The following is a 21,843-nucleotide window of genomic DNA, read 5'->3' as shown; positions in this document are numbered from 1 at the left end:
TTTGAGCTTTGAGCTTTGAGCTTTGCACTCACGGATTATCAAAAATTATTAGAAAATAAATCAAATAAAGAACTGTTTTTAATGGACTATTCCGAGGCTAGGATTTCAATACGCACTGAATGAGACGCTCAACATCTCATTCGAGTCGCCAAAATCCATACATCAAACTGTTCATTTCAAAATGGAAATAAAATGAAAAAGCATCTTTTAACTACCAGCCTCTTCACTGCTGCTGCCGCAATTTCAGCGGTGGCACCCCATTTAACTTACGCTGCGGAAATCGGTTCTCTAGAAGCCGTGACACAATTTAACGATTACCGCGGCGCAGGTGTCACCGTAACACCCGAAGGTCGCTTGATCGTAAGCATGCACCCTTTGGACAATCCCAAATATCGAGTCGTCGAAGTGATGGCGAATGGTACTAAAAGACCCTTCCCAACCATGGACTGGTCAGACGGACCAGAGGTCGGCGATGTAGGCTTAAGTGCGGTTATTGGCGTTCACTCCGACAGCAAAGGTACGGTCTGGATGCTCGATATGGGCAGCGAAACCTCACCAGCACAATTGGTCTCGTGGGACACGTCTAAAAATAAGTTGAGCAACCAAATTACAATTAACTCATCTGCACTAAGAGACAACTCGTTCCTGCAAGATTTTGCCATCGATGAAAAGCACGCGAAGATCTACATCGCTGACATGACCTTTGGCAACTTCATTGGGGCAACGAAACCCGCTATTGTCGTGGTAGATTTAAAAACGGGTCAGTCGACACGTGTATTAGAAAATGCGCCCCAGCTTATGCCAGAAGACAGAGATATAGTCATCGAAGCTTCTCTATTGGCATCGAAAACAGAACAAGGTGCCACGAACCACTTACGTTTTGGGTTAAACCCAATCGCTATTGATGACAATAACGAATGGCTCTACTTTGGCGCATTTACTGGCACAAAAATCTATCGAGTTCCGACTTCAGCCCTAGAAAATGCAAATAACACAGATAGTAAGCTGCAGAATAAAATCGAAGTATATGGACCAAAAAGACCCAGCGATGGCATTGCGTATGCGCCAGGGGGTGGCATTTTAGCGACCGATCTCGAACATAGTGGTGTTGGTTTGGTAACCAAAGGGAAATATCAGACACTTATTCAAGACAAAAAGCTATCTTGGCCGGACAGTATGGCAGTCAGCGGCGATTACATTTATGTCACCCAAGACCAGCTTCATCAGCACCCAGCATTCAGTCAAGGTCTCGGTAATGCAAAGGCGCCTTACACCCTGTATCGCTTCAAATATCAACCTTAACAGTCATCTATTACGTGTGAACAATGTTTCTCTTTACATACGGTCAGTAGCGACATAACGTCGAAGGAGATAAAAAGCGTTTCAATCCCAAAAATTCAAGGAGTTATCATCAATGAAGAAGATCAACATTAATGAGAAATTTGGGCTTTTTTCAGAGCAGTGGACACCCAAAATATTAGCTGAATCGAACGGTCAGCTAGTTAAAATCGCAAAAGGCTCTGGCGAATTAGTTTGGCATAAACATGACAACGAAGATGAACTATTTATCGTCTTTAAGGGTGAACTGACGCTGAAATTACCAGAGCAAGAAGTGGTACTAAAGCCGGGTGAAATGTTTGTTGTACCGAAAGGTGTCGAGCACTGCCCTGTCGCTGAGCCAGACACTCACTTCATGATGATTGAGCCATCCACAACGGCGCATACTGGTGAGCTGAAAAGCGATATTACCGTATCGGTTGAAGAACAAGAGTGGATATAGCGCGATAAAATTAACCACTAGTCATTATATCCCTGCACTTTGAGGTTACTTAGGGATTAGTATCAAAGCTGGTCTAGAGCTCAAAACTAAACCAGCTTTTACCAAAGGGGCAACGCTACGGCTCTCTATTCAGCGCTAGCTTGGAAAAGCACATCTAGTTCGGTTTGTGCTTTTAGCAAATTCTCTAAAGGCAAAAACAGAGGCTCCGGAAGCTTGTCTAAGTCAAACCATTTCCATTGCTTACACTTCTCCGGTTCAGCGACCTGAGGCTCTCCGACCTCACATGAAGCAGCAACAAACAAAGTGACATAGTGCTTACCCTCTTTCTCGAAAACATCATTCGTGAAGCTCAACTTCTTAAAAGACCCAACAACTAAGCCGGTTTCTTCGAGTGTTTCGCGTTTAGCACAATCTTCAATAGATTCACCCCATTCAAGGTGTCCTCCGGGTGTAGCCCAAGTATGAGCCCCGTGTGAGCCAATACGTTCACCAAGTAGCACTCGTCCTTCGCGCACAATCACTGCCGCGACACCTACTCTTACTGCTTTATCCAATCTAATCCCCTTTTTAATTACTGCATAACGCCGCAATACTTTGCTATGTATTTAATACCGATAGAAAAGCATCCTGCTACAACAAGTAATGTTGCCTAAGCGCCTGCCATAACGCTGTTTTGTATCAATGCAAAACCAAAAATCAACAGTCCAAATGCTTGGCAACCTGCCCTAATGCGTATGTAGATTTCTTCGTTATCTCGCTTATCGAAATGGTCGATGATTTCTACCAAACAGTAAATACAGCCAAGTATAAAGGCAGCAAAAGCGATGTATATGGCATCACCGTGTAGCGTTACCTCTGTACGCCTTCCTAAAAACACATATAACTCGCCGGAATAGATGCCATAAGCGCCATACACCACCAGAAAGACGCCGACTACTAAGTTGAGGACTAATTTATGTTTAGGGAACGAGTTAGGAACATGTTTTTCTCCCGCTTTTCTATTTTTCTGTATGAAAAAATCAGTAAACATAGTTATTCCTAAATTAAGTTGAAACGTAAGTGGTATCGCGACGTCAATCGTTGATTAAATTGCCACATTACACATTTCTAGGGAGGTCTGTGGAGAACGATGACAATCTAAGAGCGAAACCTTTCATTTCCCTCTCTCTTAAACGCCACCATGTACCTAAACACTCTAAACCTTGTTGCGTAGCGCATATTATTGAACACAAAAAAGAATATCTACTCGCAATTCATTCTTTTGGGCTATAGATTCAATTTCAACGTTTATGTTTATAAAATATTTAAATGAAAATGAAAATGAAAAACAATAACTTTAAGAAACTACGAACTGCATTACTTCTTACGCTTACCACTTCAATGATGGGTTGTTCTTCTTTGGATACTCACCTTGTGGGAGGGTATGGAGCGCCGTTTTCAGGAACAACACTGGCAGTCGCGTCCCAACCTTGCGCTTTTAGAAACGACTCGGTGGTCGACTATGTCTTTTACCCTTTGACTTTCATCGACATCCCGCTCTCTTTAGCAGCAGATGTCGTCTTTCTTCCGGTTGATTTAGCAATGGTGTTTACGCCAACGACGGACTATCGATTTGCATTAACACAAGGCTGTGGCACACATAGCATGATCTAAAGTTTGTTGTTAACTCGACAGCTAGCATTTTTATAAAAGCCCTACACATAAGGAACCAGACGCAGATAAACATGTCTATTAATGCGGTTCATTAATCAGGTAAATTTATGTGTGTTAAGTTAACAAAAATGGTTCTCCCTTTTCTATTGCTGCCGGGAGCGCCCGTTTACAGCGCAGAAACAACCAACGTTACACTTGTGGGTGACTCGATTCACTACACCGGTACATTAACCTCCGAAGCAAACGACGCTGTTGTGGAAATCTATGCTGATGCGGCAGTGAAACCAACCACTCTTGTGATCTCAAGTGACGGCGGTGATGTGGAGCTGGGAATGGCCTTAGGTGAATGGGTTTTTGCAAATAAAATAGATATTGAAGTCAACGACTATTGCCTTTCCTCTTGTGCAAACTATGTATTTACCGCAGGCAAAAACAAATATATATCAAACAAAGCAATTATCGGTTTTCACGGAGGCTTAAGCAGTCAGGAGTTTGATACCTCAGATATTGAGGCTTCATTTAAGGACTTACCCAAAAGACAAAGGGAAGAAGAAATTCAAAAAGTCTTACATGAAATGCAAACGTATATTGGCAAAACTAAGGAAAAAGAAGATTCGTTCTTCAAAAAAATCAAAGTAAAACAAGAAATAACAACCCTTGGTCAATCTCCCCGCTACGATAGTTTTTCCGATTCGGATTACTCCGGTTGGACCTATAACCCAAACGATTATTCGAAACTTGGAGTGAAAAATGTTTTTGTTAAACAGCCACCTTGGGAACTCGAACAACTCAAAAAATTTGGAAAAGTTTTTATAGTCGAAGTCGAATAAACTTCTCGCTAAAGCCCTGAAAAATAGCACCGGGAAAACCCGAGAATAAGAGATATCTAGGCTTGATAGTGCATTCAATCAAGCCTAGCTGCGAGATACGCTTCAAACCTCTATTGCCAGGTAGAAATAATCTGTCTCAGCTTACGTTCTTGTCTTAGTGCTTCAAACCAAAAACCACCACAAGTCAACGCGATTCCAAACAAAAACATACCGAGTGGTATGAGCAAAGGTAAGCTAAAAGTATCAACACTCAGAAGAATGTAAATACCGGCACCTCCGGTAACGGCAAGCCAGAACAGCATAAAACCCATCACAAACAAGTTTAACCGCATGGAGACGCTCACCCGAGTACCATCTTTATTCGCCTCTACCTTTCCCTTCATGACAGGTAAAAATGAATTTCTGTAACGAATGTTTCCCACAAGATCGAAGCCCGTTTCGTCTACCTTTCCACAAAATGCTGAAGAGGAACTAGGCTTGAAAAAAGCTCGTTCTGATGTGTTTTCTTGTATTCGCTTTAAAACTTCAGGTGCAGACAAGAACGTATCGATTTGAAACCTATTATAGGGAATTAACTTCATAATGATCTCTATATTGAACATATACCCAAGTGACTTCAAGATGCTGGATTCAGAGCGTTGTCATTGATTCGAGTGCAAGGAAAACAACGAAGCGGAATAGCACGCTCTTTCCAAGTTGTTTGACGTAGCAATCGGGTCAATGACACGCTCCCAGAGGGCCCTCTTTGCAAATAGTAAGGGCCTTTGTTTGTATACTTTGTTGCCGATTCTTGATTTAGACCCACTAAGCCTTCAAATCGCCGCCGCGTCTACAAACCAAGTCATTCTCGCTGACCCAAGCATCTCGAGGTTACTTGGGTATATCATTCAAAACTACTCAAAAATGCCACACGTTGCGAATCAACATTAAAAAACTGTATCCATTCAAACTTGAGAAATAACGGTTTACTACCCTTATGACATTGAAATAATTGATAATTTCCAGATTTATTATTGAATATTCCAATTACCGCAAAATAAGCTTGAGCGATTGTGGAGGTAAACCGTTCACCTCCGCTTGACCTTTACCTTGGGTGAAGCCCTAGCCTTTCTTTATCAGGTAATGAGAAAGGGGATTTCTTATGGGCATGTGTCATCACAACGGTTCAGACGTTTCTGAAACCAAGCCAATTTGGCGAATACTACTCATCCTAAGTTCAATCGTTCTATTGCTCGTTTTGTTGTTTGGATAAAAGGCGGGATGGCATGTGAAAGTTGCGTACGTCAGGACACTCGATGAATCACGTACCTGAACATCGAATAGCGGAGAGCTGTGCCTTAGAGGGAAATTAGCGCGATTTGACAAATTTCAGGTAAAGAAAAGCCCACCTAAAAAGGTGGGCGCTTCTTTAAATTTGGTGGGTCCGGGCGAACTCGAATCGCCGACCCCTACCATGTCAAGGTAGTACTCTAACCAACTGAGCTACGGACCCAAATTTTATGTTCGGCATACTTTGGTTTTAGCATGGCTTTAAGGAGTGGTGGGTCCGGGCGAACTCGAATCGCCGACCCCTACCATGTCAAGGTAGTACTCTAACCAACTGAGCTACGGACCCATTCCTTAAGAACGAGAAGGATATTAGCTATATCCCATTGGGGGTGCAAGCATAAATTCACTAACTTTGAATCGTTTGGCGAAAATCTAAACTCAACACCCGTTTTCAGATGATTTTATCGTCAAGGCTCGACCTGAACGGTGTTAAAAGTGTGATCTACTTAACTTTTGTTGTTTGACCTAATTGTCGTAAGGCACTTCACTGAGCATCCAAATTTGCAAAACTTGCGATACGTTTGGACAATCACCAAACAAAATTTGGTATTTAGGCTCAAATGGTTCACCAATAAACGTCGTACGTATCAACTTGCCCGTTTTGAGATCCACTTGAGTACTGACTCGCCCTTTGAAATTTTGAAAAATCGCAAACTGCTCACTGTGGTAAACCATCTGTTCACGATAAAACAAGAAGTGATCCTGAGGTGTATCTGTTAATTGGCATTCAAGTGGTTTGAGTGACTGCTGTGCATGGCTACTGAACGTGAGCAGTAGTGCTGAAAGAATCCATCCATATCGCATAACGCTTCCCTATTCTTCTTTCTTTATCAAAGTATAGGAGCTACCAGAATGGATGCTGCGAAGTGCTCTTCTTTGTTCAACGGTAAAACAAAAAAGGCTTCAACTAATCCAGTTGAAGCCTCTCTCTATTTCACTATCTAGGGAACAAAATGCTTATTCGTCTTCGGTATCAAACACCACATTGTAGTTTTCTGTGTAGGTACAGTTTGGTTGGCGACTACAAGTAAAGAAGCGTCGACCTTTAAACTCGCCTTGGCTCGCGGTTCTGATGATCATCGGACTGCCACACTTTTTGCAAAAGCGGATTTCTTTGTCCGGCTCAATCAGATCAATGTGTGCTGCCAATAAACGACGTAAACGCCCCACTTGGTAACTGTGTTTTACCGATGCACCAATCAAAGGAAGGTTCGCCGATTTACACACGTGCATCAACAGTTTTTGGCGCTCGACTTTGCCTTTATGTAACTGCTGACCATTATCAAGCTCAATAATTACACGAGGTTCAAGCGTTCTAGGATCGCAGATAACGTAATCAAAGTAGCTGCGTGAAATTCGGTTACTAGCAATGAAGAACTGCTTCTTATTTTTGACTTCTTTTGGTGCGATCAGCGTCGCCATGTTTACTTTGGCAAACACCACTGCGTGATCACCAACCGCCGCTCTCAAGGCATTAAAAAACGCCCCTTCCTGCCCTTTTAATAGTGGACCTTTCGAACGGTATGGGAAGTCTCGCGTGTCATCGTTTTTGATCACGTACTTTTGAATGATAAAGAAGAAAACAACAAGAAGAACAACAATGATAAAGATGTTGGTCATAGATAAAGTGCGCCCAAAACAACTAGTTGCTCAAAGCCTAAATGGAAATTCTAACCAGAGCAACAAAACCGATAAATTTTGCGGGGTGATGATAACAGTAGCGAACGTTTTGAACACGATTTTTACGTCAAGTTGAGAGAACAAAAACGGACTCCATTAAGAGCCCGTTTGTTATTCGTTAAAATATAGAGAAAGTACTAGCTGTTCGCGTCGGGTTGGTTTTCTGGCATGGCATCAATAAACGCTGGCAGTTGATTACATGCTTCTACAATCGAGCTAATTACCGGATAAGGAGTCATATCCACCCCAAAACGTAATGCATTGTACACTTGAGGCACTAAGCAAATATCAACAACAGAGGGAGAGTCAGTCACACTGTAGATACAGTTTCCATGTTGTTGTCGATGCTGATTTAGCTTCTCTTCTAATGCCATAAAGCCTTGGTTAACCCAATGATGAATCCACTCAACTTTCGTCTCTTGATCACACGACATCTGCCCTTCTAGGTACTGCAACACGCGCAAGTTATTGAGTGGGTGGATCTCCATCGCGATATCCTGAGCCATAGCCAAAGCTTGGTAACGAAGCGGCGATGGTTCTGGAACCACTCGAACTTGCGGATATTGCTCATCGAGATACTGAATGATGGCAAGAGATTGGTTGAGTTGGATATCACCATCCACCAGCACTGGCACAAGCTCAGAGGCGTTTAACTCATGGTACTCCGCGCTATGCTGCTCGCCGCCATTACGAACCAAGTGGACCGATTTAGACTCGTAACTCAAGGCTTTTAAGTTTAAACAAATGCGAACTCGATAAGCCGCAGAAGACCGCCAATAGCCATAGAGGGTGATGTTATCGCTCATACTTCCCTTACCTCTCACTCTCAGTGTTTTAGGTATTGGCTGACTTGCTGATCAATCGCACCAAAGATCGAGTTGCCATCTGCGTCAAACATCTCTAGCTTGATTGAGTCACCAAACGACATAAAGCTCGTTGACGGTTTGCCATCACGAATGGTTTCAATCATGCGCACTTCTGCAATGCACGAATAGCCTACGCCACCCTCCTCGATAGAGGTGCCATGCTCCGTGCCCTGCTTATTCGATACTGTGCCCGAGCCAATGATTGCGCCCGCAGAAAGTGGACGGGTTTTGCTGGCATGAACAATCAAATCAGCGAAATCAAACGTCATATCTATGCCTGCATTCGGGCAACCAAATGGTGCATTGTTGTAGGTTGAAACAAGCGGCAGATGCACTTTGTTCTCATACCATGCTTCACCCAGCTCATCTGGCGTTACTGCAACAGGAGAAAACGCCGATGACGGTTTTGATTGAAAGAAGCCGAAACCTTTTGCCAGCTCTGCCGGAATCAAACCACGCAACGATACATCGTTTACGAGCATGATAAGGCGAATAGATTCTTGTGCTTCTGCAATGCTTGCTCCCATCGGCACGTCACCGGTGATCACGGCAACTTCACCTTCGAAGTCGATGCCCCACTCATCGCTAGCAAATTCGATGTTGTCGCAAGGACCAATAAATGCGTCTGAGCCGCCTTGATACATCAAAGGATCGGTCCAGAAGCTTTCTGGCATTTCTGCACCACGCGCTTTGCGGACTAATTCGACGTGATTGACGTAAGCACTACCATCCGCCCATTGATAGGCGCGAGGCAATGGCGATGCTAGATAGTGGGATTCAAACGCTTCACTTCCTGAAACCGAACCATTGTTTAGCGCGTTATAAAGCTCTTCCAGTTGTGGAGCGACTTTATCCCAGTTATCCAATGCCACTTGCATGGTTGGCGCGAGATGCATCGCGTGGAAAATTTCGGTTGCCGGAACACATTGTTTCAAGTCTTTGCTCACGACCATCAACAGACCATCGCGAGTGCCATTTTTCTTGGTTGCTAATTTCATCCTTGCCCCTTACTTCTCTTGCCAGCTATAGACGTATTCTTTGTTTTCAACCTTATCGAGCTCATCAGAGAACTCGAGCGCATGGCGTGTATCAATCATCACTGCCACTTCATCGGTAAACTTCTTCTTATATTCCTGACCCGCTTTGAACGCTTTCGGATGAGGGCCATGAGTAAAGCCTGCCGGATGGAAAGTCACCATGCCAGCTTCGATGTTGTCACGGCTGAAGAAATCCCCTGCGTGGTAGAACAAGACTTCGTCATAATCGTCATTGTTATGATAGAACGGCACCTTCAGTGCGCCAGGGTCGCTCTCGATTGGACGTGGCACAAACGTACACACCACGAATCCAGCACCAACAAATGTAGTGTGGGCAGAAGGTGGCAAGTGATAACGATGCGACATCAAAGGTCGAATATCACGCCAGTTCACTTTCACGACAGCCAAGTCACCGTGCCAACCAATCGCATCAAGCGGGTTGAATGGGTAAGTAATCACACTGACTTTGTCATGGCGCTTCACATGAACTTGAGTTTGATCTTCTGAGTATTGCGCGCGGAATTCGTCGTTAATTGACGGCGTTTCCAAAACCGCCGGGTCGAACACGGCATGATTGCCCACCATGCCTTTTTCTGGCAAAGAATAAGCAGCATCGGTGTTTTCAATCATCAGAACAAACATTGGTTCACTTGGTTCTAATCGCCAACTGGTCGAGCGTGGGATCATCACGTAATCACCTTCGCTCACTTTGAGATGACCATAATCGCAGTAAAGGTCGGCAGTTCCGTGATGGATGAATAACAGCTCATCGCCATCGGCGTTACGCACCAAGAAGTCCATCTTCTCGTCCATACGCCATACACGGATCTTACAGTTGGCGTTGTGTAGAAGATGCGGCACTACCCAAGGCGAAATCTGACTCGCCGTTTCGACTAGGTTGAAATCGAAAGCGCGCGGACGTAAATCGCCCTCCCACTCAGACCAACCTGTCGGTGCGTGTTGATGATGAAAGTGTGCCGCAGGACCGAAAAATCCACTTCGACCTGCTTCACGTTCGTAAATTGCCTCTTCCGGGAAATCAGCATGTGCTTGCTTGGAGCACACTCCCTCCCGATGAGGGAATGTGATCCATTTATGCATCGCTTAGTACTCCTCGGCGGATTTGGTCTTCTTCAATTGATTCAAACAAGGCTTTGAAGTTACCTTCGCCAAAGCCCTCGTTGCCTTTACGTTGAATGATTTCAAAGAACACCGGACCAATAACAGTCTGGGTGAAGATTTGCAGCAAGATGCCGTCTTTGGTTGGCGCGCCATCGATAAGGACTTGCAGATCTCGCAGTTTGCTTACGTCTTCGCCGTGCCCTTTCACACGCTCGTCGACTTTCTCGTAGTACGTATCTGGTGTTGGCATAAAGTCCATTCCGCGATCACGCAGTGTTTGAACGGTTTGGTAGATGTCATCGGTGGTCATCGCGATGTGCTGAATACCTTCACCGTTGTATTCACGGATGAACTCTTCAATCTGGGATTTGTCGTCAGAAGACTCATTGATTGGAATGCGGATCTTGCCACACGGAGCAGTCATTGCGCGGCTAACAAGCCCTGTCAACTTACCTTCAATGTCAAAATAACGAATCTCGCGGAAGTTACCAATGCGCTCATAGAATCCAGACCACACGTCCATGTTACCTTGCTTCACGTTATGAGTCAGATGGTCGATTTCGTACATACCAACGTCTGCTTTCGCTAAGCGCTCGTCAGCATCGTCATAGAAACGGAAGTCGACATCATAAATGCTTTGTTTGCCATAACGATCCACGAAGTACAGAAGACTTTCACCGATACCGTAAATTGCCGGAATGCTCAGCTCCATCGGACCGATTTCTGTTTTGTACTCTTCACCGCCGTTATCCAGCGCCTGCTTGAGTGCTACGTTCGCGTCTTTCACACGAAAAGCCATGCCACAAACTGAAGGGCCATGAACTTTAGCGAAGCCTTCTGCCTGGCTGTGCGGCTGAGCATTAACGATAAAGCTGATGTCACCTTGTCGGTACAGCCAAGCCTCTTTAGAACGGTGTTTTGCGATCTCTGCAAAACCCAACGAAACAAACAGCGCTTTCAGTTGTTCAATACCTTCGCTATCCGCCGCTGTGTATTCCACAAATTCGAATCCATCCGTGCCTAATGGGTTGTAGGTGTCCACCATGACTTTCTCCTTATGTCATTGTTGTGTTTGAACATGCGTTCTCGTTCGATATTTCTAACTTGGCGCAGGAGGAGAAAAATTGGAATACACGAATGGAAATCTGACTTTACGCAGTTTTAGCTATTGATTGTAAAATTTATGTTACAGTAAATTTAAACATCGCAAACGTTTACGGCAACCATAAGGAAAGCATGTTATATCAATGCATTATCATATCTCTCATCAATTTACACACTCCATCCAAATGTAAATAGTTTGTTACCATAGCTAAATTTATGGGCAGTAACGCGCATTTATCATGCAAACAACGTCAATATTAGTTTGTTTATATGGAATGGTAGACGATAAGTGTTAGTATGATTTTTTAATCACAATACTGGCAATAGTTATGGCACGCCGAACACACGAAGATACCCAGATCACCATCAACACCATTCTCGATGTGGCAACAGAGCAGTTGATCACGCTTGGTTACGAGAAAATGTCTTACACAACGTTGAGTGAACAAACAGGTATATCGAGGACGGGGATAAGCCACCACTTTGCAAAGAAAGCCGACATCCCGCGCGCCTTGCAAGGTAGACTACTTAAGATGATGATGGATAAACTCGACCTCTCTAACAACGAAGTCGCTTTTATCCAAAGTTGGAAAATTCGCTTAGAAGACGCCGAGTTCATGGCGATTTGGCGTTTGGCATTCTTGATGACAGTTTGTGAGCATCACACACCTTATCTCTGTGACTTCCAAAGTCAGGTAGAAGCGGTTACCTCTTTTAAGCTAAGCAAAGACAGTCAACGCACTATTGAATGGCTGATCGGATTAACCCTATTGACTCTTCACAGTGACAAATAGAAAAGAACCATCAAAAAAGCTGAGCACCCTGCCCGGCTTTCTTGTTTTTGTTTTTTTAGTTATCAAGAATAATCCGTTAATAGAATTCTAATTAAAGCGACCGAACCCTTTGCAGAGTTCGGTCTATCCAGAAAGGCAGTGCGAGAGGACATGAATAAACAGAGACTGTATTAATCCACATTTGTGATATTGCTTCAATAAATAGACAGTAAATTACAATCCACCCTACAGATATATTGGTAACTTTTCATCAGTTACAAAAATAGCTCGACTCTGTACATAAATGCAGCATCAATTCTGTTGAATCATAGACTTTCCATCTCTCATTAAATTCGTCAAAAGCTCATACTATACCCAAGTAACCTCGAGATGCTTGGTTCAGCGAGAATGACTTGGTTTGTAGATGCGGCGGCGATTTGAAGGCTTAGTGGGTCTAAACATTGATTGACTAAGTAAACTCGCTTTTAACTCGCTTTCGCATATTTCTACATTCATTGTGTACTTTCGTGACCGCCGCATCAGATCCGGTAATTAGCAGGTCAGAATAATGTCAGGCAGAGGCGTTTTTTGATTCAAGACAGCTTTCACTCGGATTAGCTGTGTAATAAGAGGTGTTCTGTTCCCTTTCGGGCTCGCACTCTATACCGCTGCGGTCTCGACCAAGAAAGAAAGAGACATCCAAATGACACAAATTAATCAAGAACGTCTAGTTGAACATTTCTGCCAACTGGTTCGCATCGACAGCGAATCTATGAATGAAAAACAAATTGCAGAAACTCTGGCTGAGCAACTGGGCGAACTAGGCTTTACGGTTCACAAGCTTCCTGTACCAGAACACATTTCCAACGGCTTTAACGTGTACGCACGTCTAGAAGGTAAGAAAGAAGGCTCTATCCTAATGAGCTGCCACATGGATACAGTAACGCCTGGCATCGGCATTGAGCCGATCATCGAAGATGGCATTATTCGCTCTAAAGGCAATACGATCCTAGGTGGTGACGACAAATCAGGCATCGCAGCGATCATGGAAGCGGTTCGCTGCATCCAAGCTGAAAACCTAGAGCACAAAACGCTAGAGCTTGCTTTCACTGTGCATGAAGAAGGCGGTTTGTTCGGCTCTGAGTACTTCGACATGACGCACGTAACGTCTAACGAAGCGATCGTACTGGATACAGGCGGTCCTATCGGCACTATCGTGACTGCGGCACCTGGTCAGCAAAAAATCGTTGCGACAATCAAAGGCCGCCCTGCACACGCGGGTCTAGCACCTGAAGAAGGCATCAGCGCAATCATGGTAGCGGCAGATGCAATCAACCAGATGAAACTGCTTCGTATCGACGAAGAAACCACAGCAAACATCGGTATGGTAAACGGCGGTCAAGCGACAAACATCGTGATGCCAGAACTGAAGATCGTTGCTGAAGCACGCTCTCTAAACGGTGAGAAGCTAGAAGCGCAAGTGAACCACATGATCTCTACCTTTGAGTCAGTATGTGAAAAACACGGCGCAGAAGTTGAAATCGAATCAAGCCGCGCGTACGACGCATTTGTTATCGAAGAAGACAATGCTCACGTATCAGCAATCAAAGCGGCATTCGCTGACATGGGCATCGATGCATTTACAAAAGGCACTGGTGGCGGTAGCGACGCAAACAACTTCAACAAGAAAGGTCTAACAACGGTAAACCTTTCTACTGGTATGGCGAAAGTACACACCACTGAAGAATTCATTGCCGTTGACGACATGGTGAAAATCACGGAATTCGTTAAGCACTTCCTAGTGAAATAATCTAGAGAATAGAGCGCAACTTACGCTGAATGTGAAACGCTAACACTGATCCCCTTCTTGCTTCGAGCATGAAGGGGATTTTTCGTTTCTATCCGCTTTATTCTCTTCACTCTCTCTTTACCCTGCCTTCTTGGCAGATAATCTGACTGTGCCAAGTCGGTATAAATTCACGAATTGAAATTCTATTGGCTCACTTTTTGAGACCAAAAAGCTCAGCTTTCAACACCCTGTTACAGGTATGTTAAAACTCGATTGTCTGAACAATTTATACAATATACATTCAACTCACCTTCAAGGATGAATCGAGTGAGGAAAGGATGAAACTACCCAAGCTACTTTTGTTGGCATCTATCATGAGCCCAATGTTTGCCGCTCCGACTTACGCCGTGCCGTACCCATCGGGCGTGACACTCGCCGAAGCACAAGAGATCACGCTTAATAACGGTGCAGAAGTGACGTCTATCGATCCGGCGAAGCAAGCAGCTGAGCCCGCATTTAACCTTGGTCGAGACTTGTTCGAAGGGTTAACCATTCAAGACAAACAAGGAAAAACTATTCCCGGCGTTGCGAAATCTTGGTCGGTGAACGACAACAATACGGTCTACACCTTTCAGCTTCGTGATGCAAAATGGTCGAATGGTGACAATGTCACTGCACAAGACTTTGTCTACAGTTGGCAGCGCCTACTCGACCCCAATACGGCTTCCCCTTATGCTTGGTTTGCCGCGATTCCAAACATCCAAAACTCACAAGCGATTATGAAAGGCGAAGCAACACCGCAAACACTTGGCGTAAAAGCACTGGACGAAAAAACCTTCCAAGTGACGCTTGAAAAGCCAATTCCATTTTTTATCAAGCTGCTTAGTCATCCTGTTCTTGCTCCGGTGCATCAAGCCACGGTTGAAAAATACGGCAGCAACTGGACGCAACCAAAACACATTGTTACTAATGGCGCGTTTACCGTTTCTGAGTGGAAGGTAAACGAAAAAATGGTGATGGTGAAAAATCCATATTATTGGGACGCAAGCAACGTCGTGTTGGATAAAATCACGTGGCTGCCGATTGGTGATGCCAATGTTGTGCTCAATCGCTATTTAGCGGGGGAAATAGACCAAGTGATGTCGATTCCTTCTGCGCAAAAGAAAAAGCTGATCACCAAGCTGCCACAAGAAGTCGCAGACACTAGTGCGTCACTTGGCTCGACGTTTTATTACCTCAACACCCAGCAGGGTCCAACTAAAGACCTGCGTGTTCGACAAGCCCTATCCTATGCCATTGATCGCAAGATCTTAACCGATGCGATTTTAAGAAACGGTGGTATCCCAATGTTTACCTTGGTGCCGCCACAAACCGATGGCTTTCAATCACACATCCCAGAATACGCGACATGGACAACAAATCAGCGTATCGACAAAGCCAAACGCTTATTGGCACAGGCTGGTTATAACAAAGCGAATCCACTCAAACTCACTTTCACTGTTCCTACCTTCTCTAAAGACGTGAAAATGGCAACAGCAATGGCAGGCATGTGGAAAAGCCGTTTAGGTGCGCAAATCACCATTAAACAACTCGAGCCTAAAGTGTTCTACGCATTAAAAGAGCCAACTGAAATCACTCGTGGCGGCTGGACCGCAGACTACAACGAAGCTTCAACATGGCTCGATATCTTCGTCTCCAATGGCGAGTACAACGATTCACGCTACAACAACCCCAAATATGATGAGTTGATGTCGCGTTCTAAAACCATGAATGATCCCTCAAAGCTGTATCTACAAGCAGAAAGCATGCTGATTGAAGATATGGCGATTATCCCGGTTTACCGTCCAGGCAACGATCAATATTTGATCAAGCCTTATGTTGGTGGCTACGAGCGTACTAACCCCGAGTCCTCGTACTACCGCAAGAATGTCTATGTGAAAGTCCACTAATGGCATGCTTTCGGCCTGAGTCGGCTCGGTAACACGCACTGACATTGCGAGTACATGGCATATCGCGTCGAACTTCTCTTCTCTCGGTGATGAGCTCAGGCCAATTTTTTTCTCTTTCTCGACGTGACGACATGTGACGTCGAATGACCAAAGGATGATGGATCATGATTTGGTACATTCTCAGACGATTAGCCATCGCGATTCCGACGTTGTTGTTTATCGCTTTGGTCTCTTTTTGGTTGATGCATATCGCACCCGGCGGACCGTTTGACATGGAGCGTCCTATGCCGGAAGTGGTTCGCGCTAACATCGAAGCCAAATTTCACCTCGACGAACCATTTTTGGTTCAGTTCTGGATTTATATTACCAACTTCGCTCAAGGCGATTTAGGACCAAGCTTTGTCTACCAAGACTTTACGGTGACTCAGTTGGTCGCTCAATCTTGGCCAGTCTCTGCCCTGCTCGGCGTTCTGTCTTTTTGTATCTCAGTGTCAATTGGCATGTTGCTCGGCACCATTGCTGCGTTAAAGCGCAATAGCCGCTTAGATTACGGGTTGATGACTCTTTCCATGACGGGTGTTGTTGTGCCAGCTTTCGTCCTCGCGCCAGTATTGGTGACGATATTTGCGATTCATTTAGATTGGCTACCTGCCGGTGGTTGGGAAGGAGGACAACTTGCTTTTCTCGTTCTACCAGTGCTAAGTCTTGCGATTGGCTCTATCGCCAGTATTGCTCGTGTTATGCGCGGCGCCATGATTGAAACACTGAATCAACCTTATATTCGTACTGCAAAAGCCAAAGGGTTATCGACCGCATACATCTTGTTCCACCATGCACTGCGACCGTCATTAATCCCCGTCGTCGCCATGCTGGGTCCAGCTTTCGTCTCGGTTGTCACAGGTTCGGTCATCATCGATATCTTTTTTGGTACTGGCGGTATGGGGCAACACTTTGTCTCCGGCGCACTGAATCGCGATTACGGCTTAGTCATGGGTATTACTCTCATCGTTGCTTCACTGACGATCTTTTTCAACCTTGTGGTCGACTTGCTCTACACCGTTATCGACCCGCGTATCCGAGTTTAGGAGCCGAGCATGTTATCGATTAAAAAGCTGGATACTCAATCCTTACAAGACCGAGTTGTTGATAATATCGAAGCCGTAGAAGGCCGCAGTCTGTGGCAAGACGCGTGGACTCGCTTTCGCCGAAATCGCGCGGCAATGACCTCCGTTTACGTTCTCGCGTTCATCATCTTGTGTATCACCTTTGGTCCTTCACTTGCTGCCTTTGGACATGATGAGATTGATTGGAACATCCTTGCTGACCCGTACGAGTTAGGGAAACCCTCTTTGAGCAGCGGGCACTATTTTGGTACCGACGACCTAGGACAAGACCTGTTTGCCCGCACGATGCAAGGTGGTCGCCTGTCGATTTTGGTTGGCTTTGTTGGTGCCTTAGTTGCCGTTGTGATTGGCACCATTTGGGGCAGTATTTCCGGCTATCTAGGTGGCGTGGTAGACAGCGTAATGATGCGTATCATCGAAGTGCTCGACTCAGTGCCATTTATGTTCATGGTAATCCTGTTCGTGACCTTATTTGGCAACAACATCTATCTGATCTTTATCGTGATTGGCATGGTCTCATGGCTGGGTATTGCCCGAGTGGTACGTGGCGTAACCTTCGGCATCAAAAAGCGCGAATTTATTGAAGCAGCGCACTCCATTGGCGTCTCAAAGTTCACCATTGTGCGTCGTCATGTGCTGCCAAACGTGCTTGGGATCGTGATGGTCTACTCCTCCTTAATGGTGCCCGGCTTCATCATGTTCGAATCCTTCTTGAGTTTCTTAGGTTTAGGTGTTCAACCGCCAGATACCAGTTGGGGAATCTTGATTTCAGAAGGCGCAAAAACCATCGACGTGGCATTGTGGATGCTACTTTTCCCATCGCTGTTTTTGGTCGCAACCCTGTTTTGTTTTAACTTCATCGGCGATGGCTTACGCGACGCCCTTGACCCGAAAGATCGATAAGGACTTCCCATGCTATCCATTGAAAACATGAACGTGCGCTTCGATACGCCAGACGGACAAGTGCAAGCGGTCAGCAACCTCTCCTACACGATTCAAGCGGGAGAAACGCTAGGTATCGTTGGCGAGTCCGGCTCAGGCAAAAGCCAATCGGTGTTTGCGCTAATGGGGCTAACAGCTGATAACGGGAACGTCTCTGGCGAGGCGCGTTTTCATGGCGAGAACTTACTCGCGATGTCGAAGAAGCAACTAAACCGCATTCGCGCAGAGAAAATCGGCATGATCTTTCAAGATCCGATGACCTCTCTTAACCCATTTATGAAGATTGGCAAACAGCTCAGTGAAGTGCTGATGGTGCACAAAGGAATGAGCCGAAAACAAGCCATTGCAGAATCCATTCAGATGCTAGATGCAGTGCGGATTCCTTCTCCGGAAACGCGCATGAACCAATATCCACACGAGCTTTCTGGCGGTATGCGCCAACGTGTGATGATTGCCATGGCGTTGCTGTGTAAACCGGAACTGCTTATTGCCGATGAGCCCACAACAGCACTCGACGTGACAGTACAAGCGCAAATCCTGACGCTATTGCGTGAGTTACAACAAGAGTTCAACACCGCCATCTTGCTCATCACTCACGATATGGGCGTAGTCGCTGAAATGTGCGACCGAGTTTTAGTCATGTATGGCGGACAGAAAATGGAACAAGCCGATACGGACACCTTGTTCGCCCAGCCAGCTCACCCGTATACAAAAGGGCTTCTAAAGGCGATCCCATCGATTACAGAAGATATGCCTCGTTTGCCAACCATTGCCGGTAACCCGCCGAGCGCTCTGATCAATCACAAAGGCTGCCCGTTTAGAGATCGCTGTGACTATCGTGAACCACGTTGCCAAACACAAACACCTCGGTTCGCTCCCCTTAACGGACGCCAATCCATCGCCTGTCATGTCAAAGCGCAAGGCAGTATTTCTCTTATTCATCAATCGGCTTAAGGAAACGTTATGACCAAGCAAGAAGTGTTATTGTCTGCCCGCGACCTGAAAGTCCACTTTCCAGTATCGCGCCATATCATTCCTAGTCGAAGAAAGATCGTCAAAGCGGTGAATGGCATTGACTTAGACGTGTACCGAGGCGAAACCCTCGGCATTGTCGGCGAATCCGGTTGCGGAAAGTCCACATTGGCGCGAGCCCTACTTCGCTTGGTTGAACCAACACATGGCACCCTGACGTGGAAAGGTGAAGATATGCGTGGCTTTGACAAAAACGCACTCGCCCTTCGTCGTCGCGAGTTCCAGATGATATTTCAAGACCCATCAGCCAGCTTAAACCCGCGCTTAACCATTTCAGAATGCATTGCCGAACCACTACTAACGCACGAACCAAGGCTCAAACGCGCCGAAGTCGAAAAACGAGTCATCGCCATGATGGACAAAGTAGGACTGCTCGCAAGCCAACGTAACCGATATCCGCATGAGTTTTCTGGTGGGCAGTGTCAACGTGTAGGCATCGCACGTGCGTTGATTCTTAACCCAGACTTGGTGGTGTGTGATGAACCTGTTAGCGCACTTGATGTGTCCATTCAGGCGCAAGTGATCAATCTACTCGATGACCTCAAACAAGAAATGGGACTGACACTGGTAATGATTGCTCACGACCTTAGCGTGGTACGTCATATTAGTGATCGCGTAATGGTGATGTATCTGGGTAAGCCGATGGAAGTCGGACGCTACGACCAAGTATTTGATGATGCGCAGCACCCTTATACCAAAGCGCTGCTTTCTGCTGTGCCAATCGCCAACCCTCAATTAGCACGCAACCGCGAGATCCAATTGCTGCCCGGCGATCTCCCTTCCCCGCTCAGCCCTCCGAGCGGTTGCGTCTTTCGAACCCGATGCCCAGAAGCAACCCAACTCTGCGGGCAACAAAGCCCTGCAAAAATCGGCTCTGAGCAACATCATATCTATTGTTCAAACATGATTTCAGGAAGTCTTTCATGAATACAACAAACTCGGTAAATCAACGCCTTTCATCGCTGCGAGATGCGATGGCAACTTATCACGTTGCAGCTTATATCGTAACGAATAACGATCCTCACAATAGTGAATACTCTGCGGATCATTGGGCTGGTCGAACATGGATTTCTGGTTTTACCGGCTCGGCAGGCAATGTTGTTATCACTACTCAGGGCGGTGGATTATGGACCGACGGTCGTTACTACATTCAAGCTGAAGAACAACTTCATGGTACTGGACTCAACCTATTTAAAGCGCGTCAACCAGAGACGCCAAGTATTCCCAAATGGTTAGCCAGCACGTTAGAGGCCGACAGTACCATCGCAGTAGATGGGCGCTCTATCAGCTATGCATTTCACCAAGAACTCAAACAGGCGCTTGAGCCCAAAAACATCCAGATTATCCTCGACCTCGACTTACTGACGCCAATCTGGCATGACCGCCCTAGCAGACCAACTGAAAAGATCTTTGAACACCCTGTCGCCTTTGCCGGCATAGAGACCAAGCAAAAGCTGGCAGACCTTCGCTCTTGGCTTGGCGACAACCGCGTTGACAGTTTGTTGGTGTCAACGTTAGACGATGTAATGTGGACGCTAAATATTCGCGGTGCAGATACTCCTTACTGCCCGGTATCTGAAGCGTATCTTGTGGTGGAACAAACGCGTGCTACCGCATTTATCGACAAAGCGAAATTACCAGCTGAGATAGAAAAGCAGCTCAATGAGCAAGGTGTCAGCGTTCGTCATTACGACTACGTGAGCCAATATTTGAATCAGCAATGTGAAGGGCTGTCTCTCGCGTTTAACCCAAGCTACACCGACAGTTTATTGGTCAGTGCAATTGAGCAAAACGTTTCACTAAAGCCAATGGCTTGCCCGGTCACCGACATGAAAGCCAGCAAAAACCCGACCGAGCTAGCCAATCTCGAGCAGTCATTGAAGGACGATGGTGTGGCAGTAGTGCGGTTCATGAGTTGGCTAGAAGACCAAGTCCCAAGTGGGCTTGTTACTGAATTGTCTGCTGAGGCGCAGTTAAAAAGTTATCGCCGTCAAACTCGCCATTATGTGAGCGACAGTTTTCGCACCATCGCAGGCTTTGCTGCCCATGGTGCCAAAATGCACTACGCTGCCGATGAAGAAAGCAATGCCGTCATCAACGAGAGCAACTTCTTTCTTGTCGACTCTGGCGGTCAGTACCTTGGCGGCACTACAGATATCACCCGTACTTTCCATTTCGGGTCACCGACCATTAAACAGCGCAAAGACTACACCTTAGTGCTCAAAGCGGTCATCCGACTGACTCAGACTCGATTTATGAAAGGCTCTACGGGTGCCAATCTCGACATCATGGCTCGCGGTGTGTTGTGGCAGCATGGTATTGATTATAAATGCGGCACGGGACATGGCGTTGGTATTTGCTTAAATGTTCATGAAGGGCCACAAAATTTTTCGCAAAGCCATCGCGAAGTGGAACTGAAACCAGGCATGGTGATCACCAACGAGCCGGGCGTGTATCGCGAAGGTGAATACGGCGTTCGTATCGAGAACATCATGAAAGTCGTGGAAGTCGAACAAAACGAATTTGGCACATTTTACGGTTTTGAGACCATTACCCTCGCCCCGATTGCCACCAACATGCTCGATGTCACCTTACTTAGCCAAGACGAGGTGGATTGGTTAAATCACTATCACACGCAGGTTTACAAAGCGCTCAGCCCATCATTAGATGCGCATGACAAAACTTGGTTACAAGGTGCAACCCAGATGGTTGAAAAATAGCGTTTTCTTCATCTCCAATTTCATTTTCATTTCAAACTCTTGTTAACTTCAAATAACTCAGTTTGATTGCCAGTCCTCGGGCTGGCTTTTTTCTTCTCGTTGATTCAATCCTC

At 45.8% G+C, this 21,843-nt stretch carries 21 protein-coding genes and 2 tRNA genes; 12 read left to right on the top strand and 11 right to left on the bottom strand.

The features are described from left to right. Positions 1-192 precede the first annotated feature (192 nt). Together MHO32_RS05810 and MHO32_RS05805 are read left to right on the top strand one after the other, a co-directional pair. A complete protein-coding gene (locus MHO32_RS05810; protein ID WP_239210885.1) occupies positions 193-1,302 on the top strand; it encodes a major royal jelly family protein in 1,110 nt (369 codons plus the stop codon). 112 nt (positions 1,303-1,414) lie between these two features. Continuing rightward, entirely contained in the window at positions 1,415-1,780 is a 366-nt protein-coding gene (locus tag MHO32_RS05805) for a cupin domain-containing protein (RefSeq protein ID WP_005445460.1), read from the top strand. A 125-nt stretch (positions 1,781-1,905) separates the two neighbouring features. Here the strand turns inward: MHO32_RS05805 and MHO32_RS05800 are convergent, their stop codons facing one another. Both MHO32_RS05800 and MHO32_RS05795 read right to left on the bottom strand, forming a co-directional pair. Continuing rightward, positions 1,906-2,334: a nucleotide triphosphate diphosphatase NUDT15 gene (locus tag MHO32_RS05800; RefSeq protein ID WP_005445461.1), complete on the bottom strand. Its 429-nt coding sequence runs from the start codon at positions 2,332-2,334 to the stop codon at positions 1,906-1,908. 95 nt (positions 2,335-2,429) lie between these two features. After that, complete coding sequence (locus MHO32_RS05795; RefSeq protein WP_017190266.1) at positions 2,430-2,810, bottom strand: hypothetical protein; 381 nt, start codon at positions 2,808-2,810, stop codon at positions 2,430-2,432. 290 nt (positions 2,811-3,100) lie between these two features. Between MHO32_RS05795 and MHO32_RS05790 the strand changes: the two genes are divergently transcribed. Both MHO32_RS05790 and MHO32_RS05785 read left to right on the top strand, forming a co-directional pair. Next, complete coding sequence (locus MHO32_RS05790; protein WP_005445462.1) at positions 3,101-3,433, top strand: YceK/YidQ family lipoprotein; 333 nt, start codon at positions 3,101-3,103, stop codon at positions 3,431-3,433. 107 nt (positions 3,434-3,540) lie between these two features. Further along, the gene (locus MHO32_RS05785) at positions 3,541-4,263 is read left to right on the top strand and encodes a peptidase (protein WP_017190268.1); all 723 of its coding nucleotides are present in this window, start codon (positions 3,541-3,543) and stop codon (positions 4,261-4,263) included. A 110-nt stretch (positions 4,264-4,373) separates the two neighbouring features. Here MHO32_RS05785 and MHO32_RS05780 read toward each other — a convergent pair whose 3' ends face one another. From MHO32_RS05780 to hppD, 9 genes are all read right to left on the bottom strand, one after another. Then, the gene (locus MHO32_RS05780; RefSeq protein WP_029791034.1) at positions 4,374-4,844 is read right to left on the bottom strand and encodes a hypothetical protein; all 471 of its coding nucleotides are present in this window, start codon (positions 4,842-4,844) and stop codon (positions 4,374-4,376) included. An 834-nt stretch (positions 4,845-5,678) separates the two neighbouring features. Next, positions 5,679-5,755, bottom strand: a tRNA-Val gene (locus MHO32_RS05775). Between the two features lie 46 nt (positions 5,756-5,801). Continuing rightward, a tRNA-Val gene (locus MHO32_RS05770) sits at positions 5,802-5,878 on the bottom strand. 179 nt (positions 5,879-6,057) lie between these two features. Continuing rightward, positions 6,058-6,396, bottom strand: a complete 339-nt coding sequence (locus MHO32_RS05765; protein WP_009697431.1) for a hypothetical protein — start codon at positions 6,394-6,396, stop codon at positions 6,058-6,060. Between the two features lie 153 nt (positions 6,397-6,549). After that, the gene (locus tag MHO32_RS05760; protein ID WP_009701558.1) at positions 6,550-7,212 is read right to left on the bottom strand and encodes a DUF2726 domain-containing protein; all 663 of its coding nucleotides are present in this window, start codon (positions 7,210-7,212) and stop codon (positions 6,550-6,552) included. A 197-nt stretch (positions 7,213-7,409) separates the two neighbouring features. Next, positions 7,410-8,078, bottom strand: a complete 669-nt coding sequence (gene maiA / locus MHO32_RS05755) for a maleylacetoacetate isomerase (protein ID WP_239210883.1) — start codon at positions 8,076-8,078, stop codon at positions 7,410-7,412. 20 nt (positions 8,079-8,098) lie between these two features. After that, positions 8,099-9,136, bottom strand: coding sequence for a fumarylacetoacetate hydrolase family protein (locus tag MHO32_RS05750; protein ID WP_239210881.1), 1,038 nt, complete (start codon positions 9,134-9,136; stop codon positions 8,099-8,101). Positions 9,137-9,145: 9 nt separating this feature from the next. Beyond that, on the bottom strand, positions 9,146-10,276 hold the full coding sequence (locus MHO32_RS05745) for a homogentisate 1,2-dioxygenase (protein WP_239210879.1): 1,131 nt from the start codon (positions 10,274-10,276) through the stop codon (positions 9,146-9,148). After that, the gene (gene hppD / locus MHO32_RS05740) at positions 10,269-11,342 is read right to left on the bottom strand and encodes a 4-hydroxyphenylpyruvate dioxygenase (protein WP_005445472.1); all 1,074 of its coding nucleotides are present in this window, start codon (positions 11,340-11,342) and stop codon (positions 10,269-10,271) included. Before hppD ends, MHO32_RS05745 begins: the two co-directional genes overlap by 8 nt. 388 nt (positions 11,343-11,730) lie before the next feature. Here hppD and MHO32_RS05735 point away from each other — a divergent pair, with 388 nt between their 5' ends. The 8 genes from MHO32_RS05735 to MHO32_RS05700 all read left to right on the top strand — a co-directional run bounded on the left by MHO32_RS05735 (position 11,731) and on the right by MHO32_RS05700 (position 21,730). After that, entirely contained in the window at positions 11,731-12,195 is a 465-nt protein-coding gene (locus tag MHO32_RS05735) for a TetR family transcriptional regulator (RefSeq protein WP_045490118.1), read from the top strand. Between the two features lie 682 nt (positions 12,196-12,877). Continuing rightward, positions 12,878-13,984: a M20/M25/M40 family metallo-hydrolase gene (locus MHO32_RS05730; protein ID WP_005445476.1), complete on the top strand. Its 1,107-nt coding sequence runs from the start codon at positions 12,878-12,880 to the stop codon at positions 13,982-13,984. Positions 13,985-14,301: 317 nt separating this feature from the next. Beyond that, positions 14,302-15,912: a peptide ABC transporter substrate-binding protein gene (locus MHO32_RS05725; RefSeq protein WP_061065082.1), complete on the top strand. Its 1,611-nt coding sequence runs from the start codon at positions 14,302-14,304 to the stop codon at positions 15,910-15,912. Between the two features lie 164 nt (positions 15,913-16,076). Then, positions 16,077-16,997: an oligopeptide ABC transporter permease OppB gene (gene oppB, locus MHO32_RS05720; protein WP_239210876.1), complete on the top strand. Its 921-nt coding sequence runs from the start codon at positions 16,077-16,079 to the stop codon at positions 16,995-16,997. Positions 16,998-17,006: 9 nt separating this feature from the next. Then, on the top strand, positions 17,007-17,939 hold the full coding sequence (locus MHO32_RS05715) for an ABC transporter permease subunit (protein ID WP_005439955.1): 933 nt from the start codon (positions 17,007-17,009) through the stop codon (positions 17,937-17,939). 9 nt (positions 17,940-17,948) lie between these two features. Continuing rightward, positions 17,949-18,932, top strand: a complete 984-nt coding sequence (locus tag MHO32_RS05710) for an ABC transporter ATP-binding protein (protein ID WP_239210873.1) — start codon at positions 17,949-17,951, stop codon at positions 18,930-18,932. Between the two features lie 9 nt (positions 18,933-18,941). Continuing rightward, the gene (locus MHO32_RS05705; RefSeq protein WP_239210871.1) at positions 18,942-19,937 is read left to right on the top strand and encodes an ABC transporter ATP-binding protein; all 996 of its coding nucleotides are present in this window, start codon (positions 18,942-18,944) and stop codon (positions 19,935-19,937) included. Beyond that, on the top strand, positions 19,934-21,730 hold the full coding sequence (locus MHO32_RS05700; RefSeq protein WP_239210866.1) for an aminopeptidase P family protein: 1,797 nt from the start codon (positions 19,934-19,936) through the stop codon (positions 21,728-21,730). Before MHO32_RS05705 ends, MHO32_RS05700 begins: the two co-directional genes overlap by 4 nt. Positions 21,731-21,843: the final 113 nt, after the last annotated feature.

Source organism: Vibrio sp. MMH1-50 (assembly GCF_022347645.1).
In the GTDB taxonomy this organism is placed as follows: Bacteria; Pseudomonadota; Gammaproteobacteria; order Enterobacterales; family Vibrionaceae; genus Vibrio; species Vibrio harveyi.
The sequence above is the reverse complement of the archived record's forward strand: the minus strand, read 5'-3'. Positions and strand labels throughout refer to the sequence as shown.

Excerpts from the sequence above, each read along its gene's own strand:
- MHO32_RS05750 (WP_239210881.1), bottom strand. The coding sequence starts at position 9,136 with ATGAAATTAGCAACCAAGAAAAATGGCACTCGCGATGGTCTGTTGATG.
- MHO32_RS05790 (WP_005445462.1), top strand. The coding sequence starts at position 3,101 with ATGAAAAACAATAACTTTAAGAAACTACGAACTGCATTACTTCTTACG.
- MHO32_RS05765 (WP_009697431.1), bottom strand. The coding sequence starts at position 6,396 with ATGCGATATGGATGGATTCTTTCAGCACTACTGCTCACGTTCAGTAGC.
- MHO32_RS05725 (WP_061065082.1), top strand. The coding sequence starts at position 14,302 with ATGAAACTACCCAAGCTACTTTTGTTGGCATCTATCATGAGCCCAATG.
- MHO32_RS05785 (WP_017190268.1), top strand. The coding sequence starts at position 3,541 with ATGTGTGTTAAGTTAACAAAAATGGTTCTCCCTTTTCTATTGCTGCCG.
- MHO32_RS05760 (WP_009701558.1), bottom strand. The coding sequence starts at position 7,212 with ATGACCAACATCTTTATCATTGTTGTTCTTCTTGTTGTTTTCTTCTTT.
- MHO32_RS05780 (WP_029791034.1), bottom strand. The coding sequence starts at position 4,844 with ATGAAGTTAATTCCCTATAATAGGTTTCAAATCGATACGTTCTTGTCT.
- MHO32_RS05745 (WP_239210879.1), bottom strand. The coding sequence starts at position 10,276 with ATGCATAAATGGATCACATTCCCTCATCGGGAGGGAGTGTGCTCCAAG.
- hppD (WP_005445472.1), bottom strand. The coding sequence starts at position 11,342 with ATGGTGGACACCTACAACCCATTAGGCACGGATGGATTCGAATTTGTG.
- MHO32_RS05710 (WP_239210873.1), top strand. The coding sequence starts at position 17,949 with ATGCTATCCATTGAAAACATGAACGTGCGCTTCGATACGCCAGACGGA.
- MHO32_RS05735 (WP_045490118.1), top strand. The coding sequence starts at position 11,731 with ATGGCACGCCGAACACACGAAGATACCCAGATCACCATCAACACCATT.
- MHO32_RS05700 (WP_239210866.1), top strand. The coding sequence starts at position 19,934 with ATGAATACAACAAACTCGGTAAATCAACGCCTTTCATCGCTGCGAGAT.
- maiA (WP_239210883.1), bottom strand. The coding sequence starts at position 8,078 with ATGAGCGATAACATCACCCTCTATGGCTATTGGCGGTCTTCTGCGGCT.
- MHO32_RS05810 (WP_239210885.1), top strand. The coding sequence starts at position 193 with ATGAAAAAGCATCTTTTAACTACCAGCCTCTTCACTGCTGCTGCCGCA.
- MHO32_RS05705 (WP_239210871.1), top strand. The coding sequence starts at position 18,942 with ATGACCAAGCAAGAAGTGTTATTGTCTGCCCGCGACCTGAAAGTCCAC.
- MHO32_RS05715 (WP_005439955.1), top strand. The coding sequence starts at position 17,007 with ATGTTATCGATTAAAAAGCTGGATACTCAATCCTTACAAGACCGAGTT.
- MHO32_RS05795 (WP_017190266.1), bottom strand. The coding sequence starts at position 2,810 with ATGTTTACTGATTTTTTCATACAGAAAAATAGAAAAGCGGGAGAAAAA.
- MHO32_RS05730 (WP_005445476.1), top strand. The coding sequence starts at position 12,878 with ATGACACAAATTAATCAAGAACGTCTAGTTGAACATTTCTGCCAACTG.
- oppB (WP_239210876.1), top strand. The coding sequence starts at position 16,077 with ATGATTTGGTACATTCTCAGACGATTAGCCATCGCGATTCCGACGTTG.
- MHO32_RS05805 (WP_005445460.1), top strand. The coding sequence starts at position 1,415 with ATGAAGAAGATCAACATTAATGAGAAATTTGGGCTTTTTTCAGAGCAG.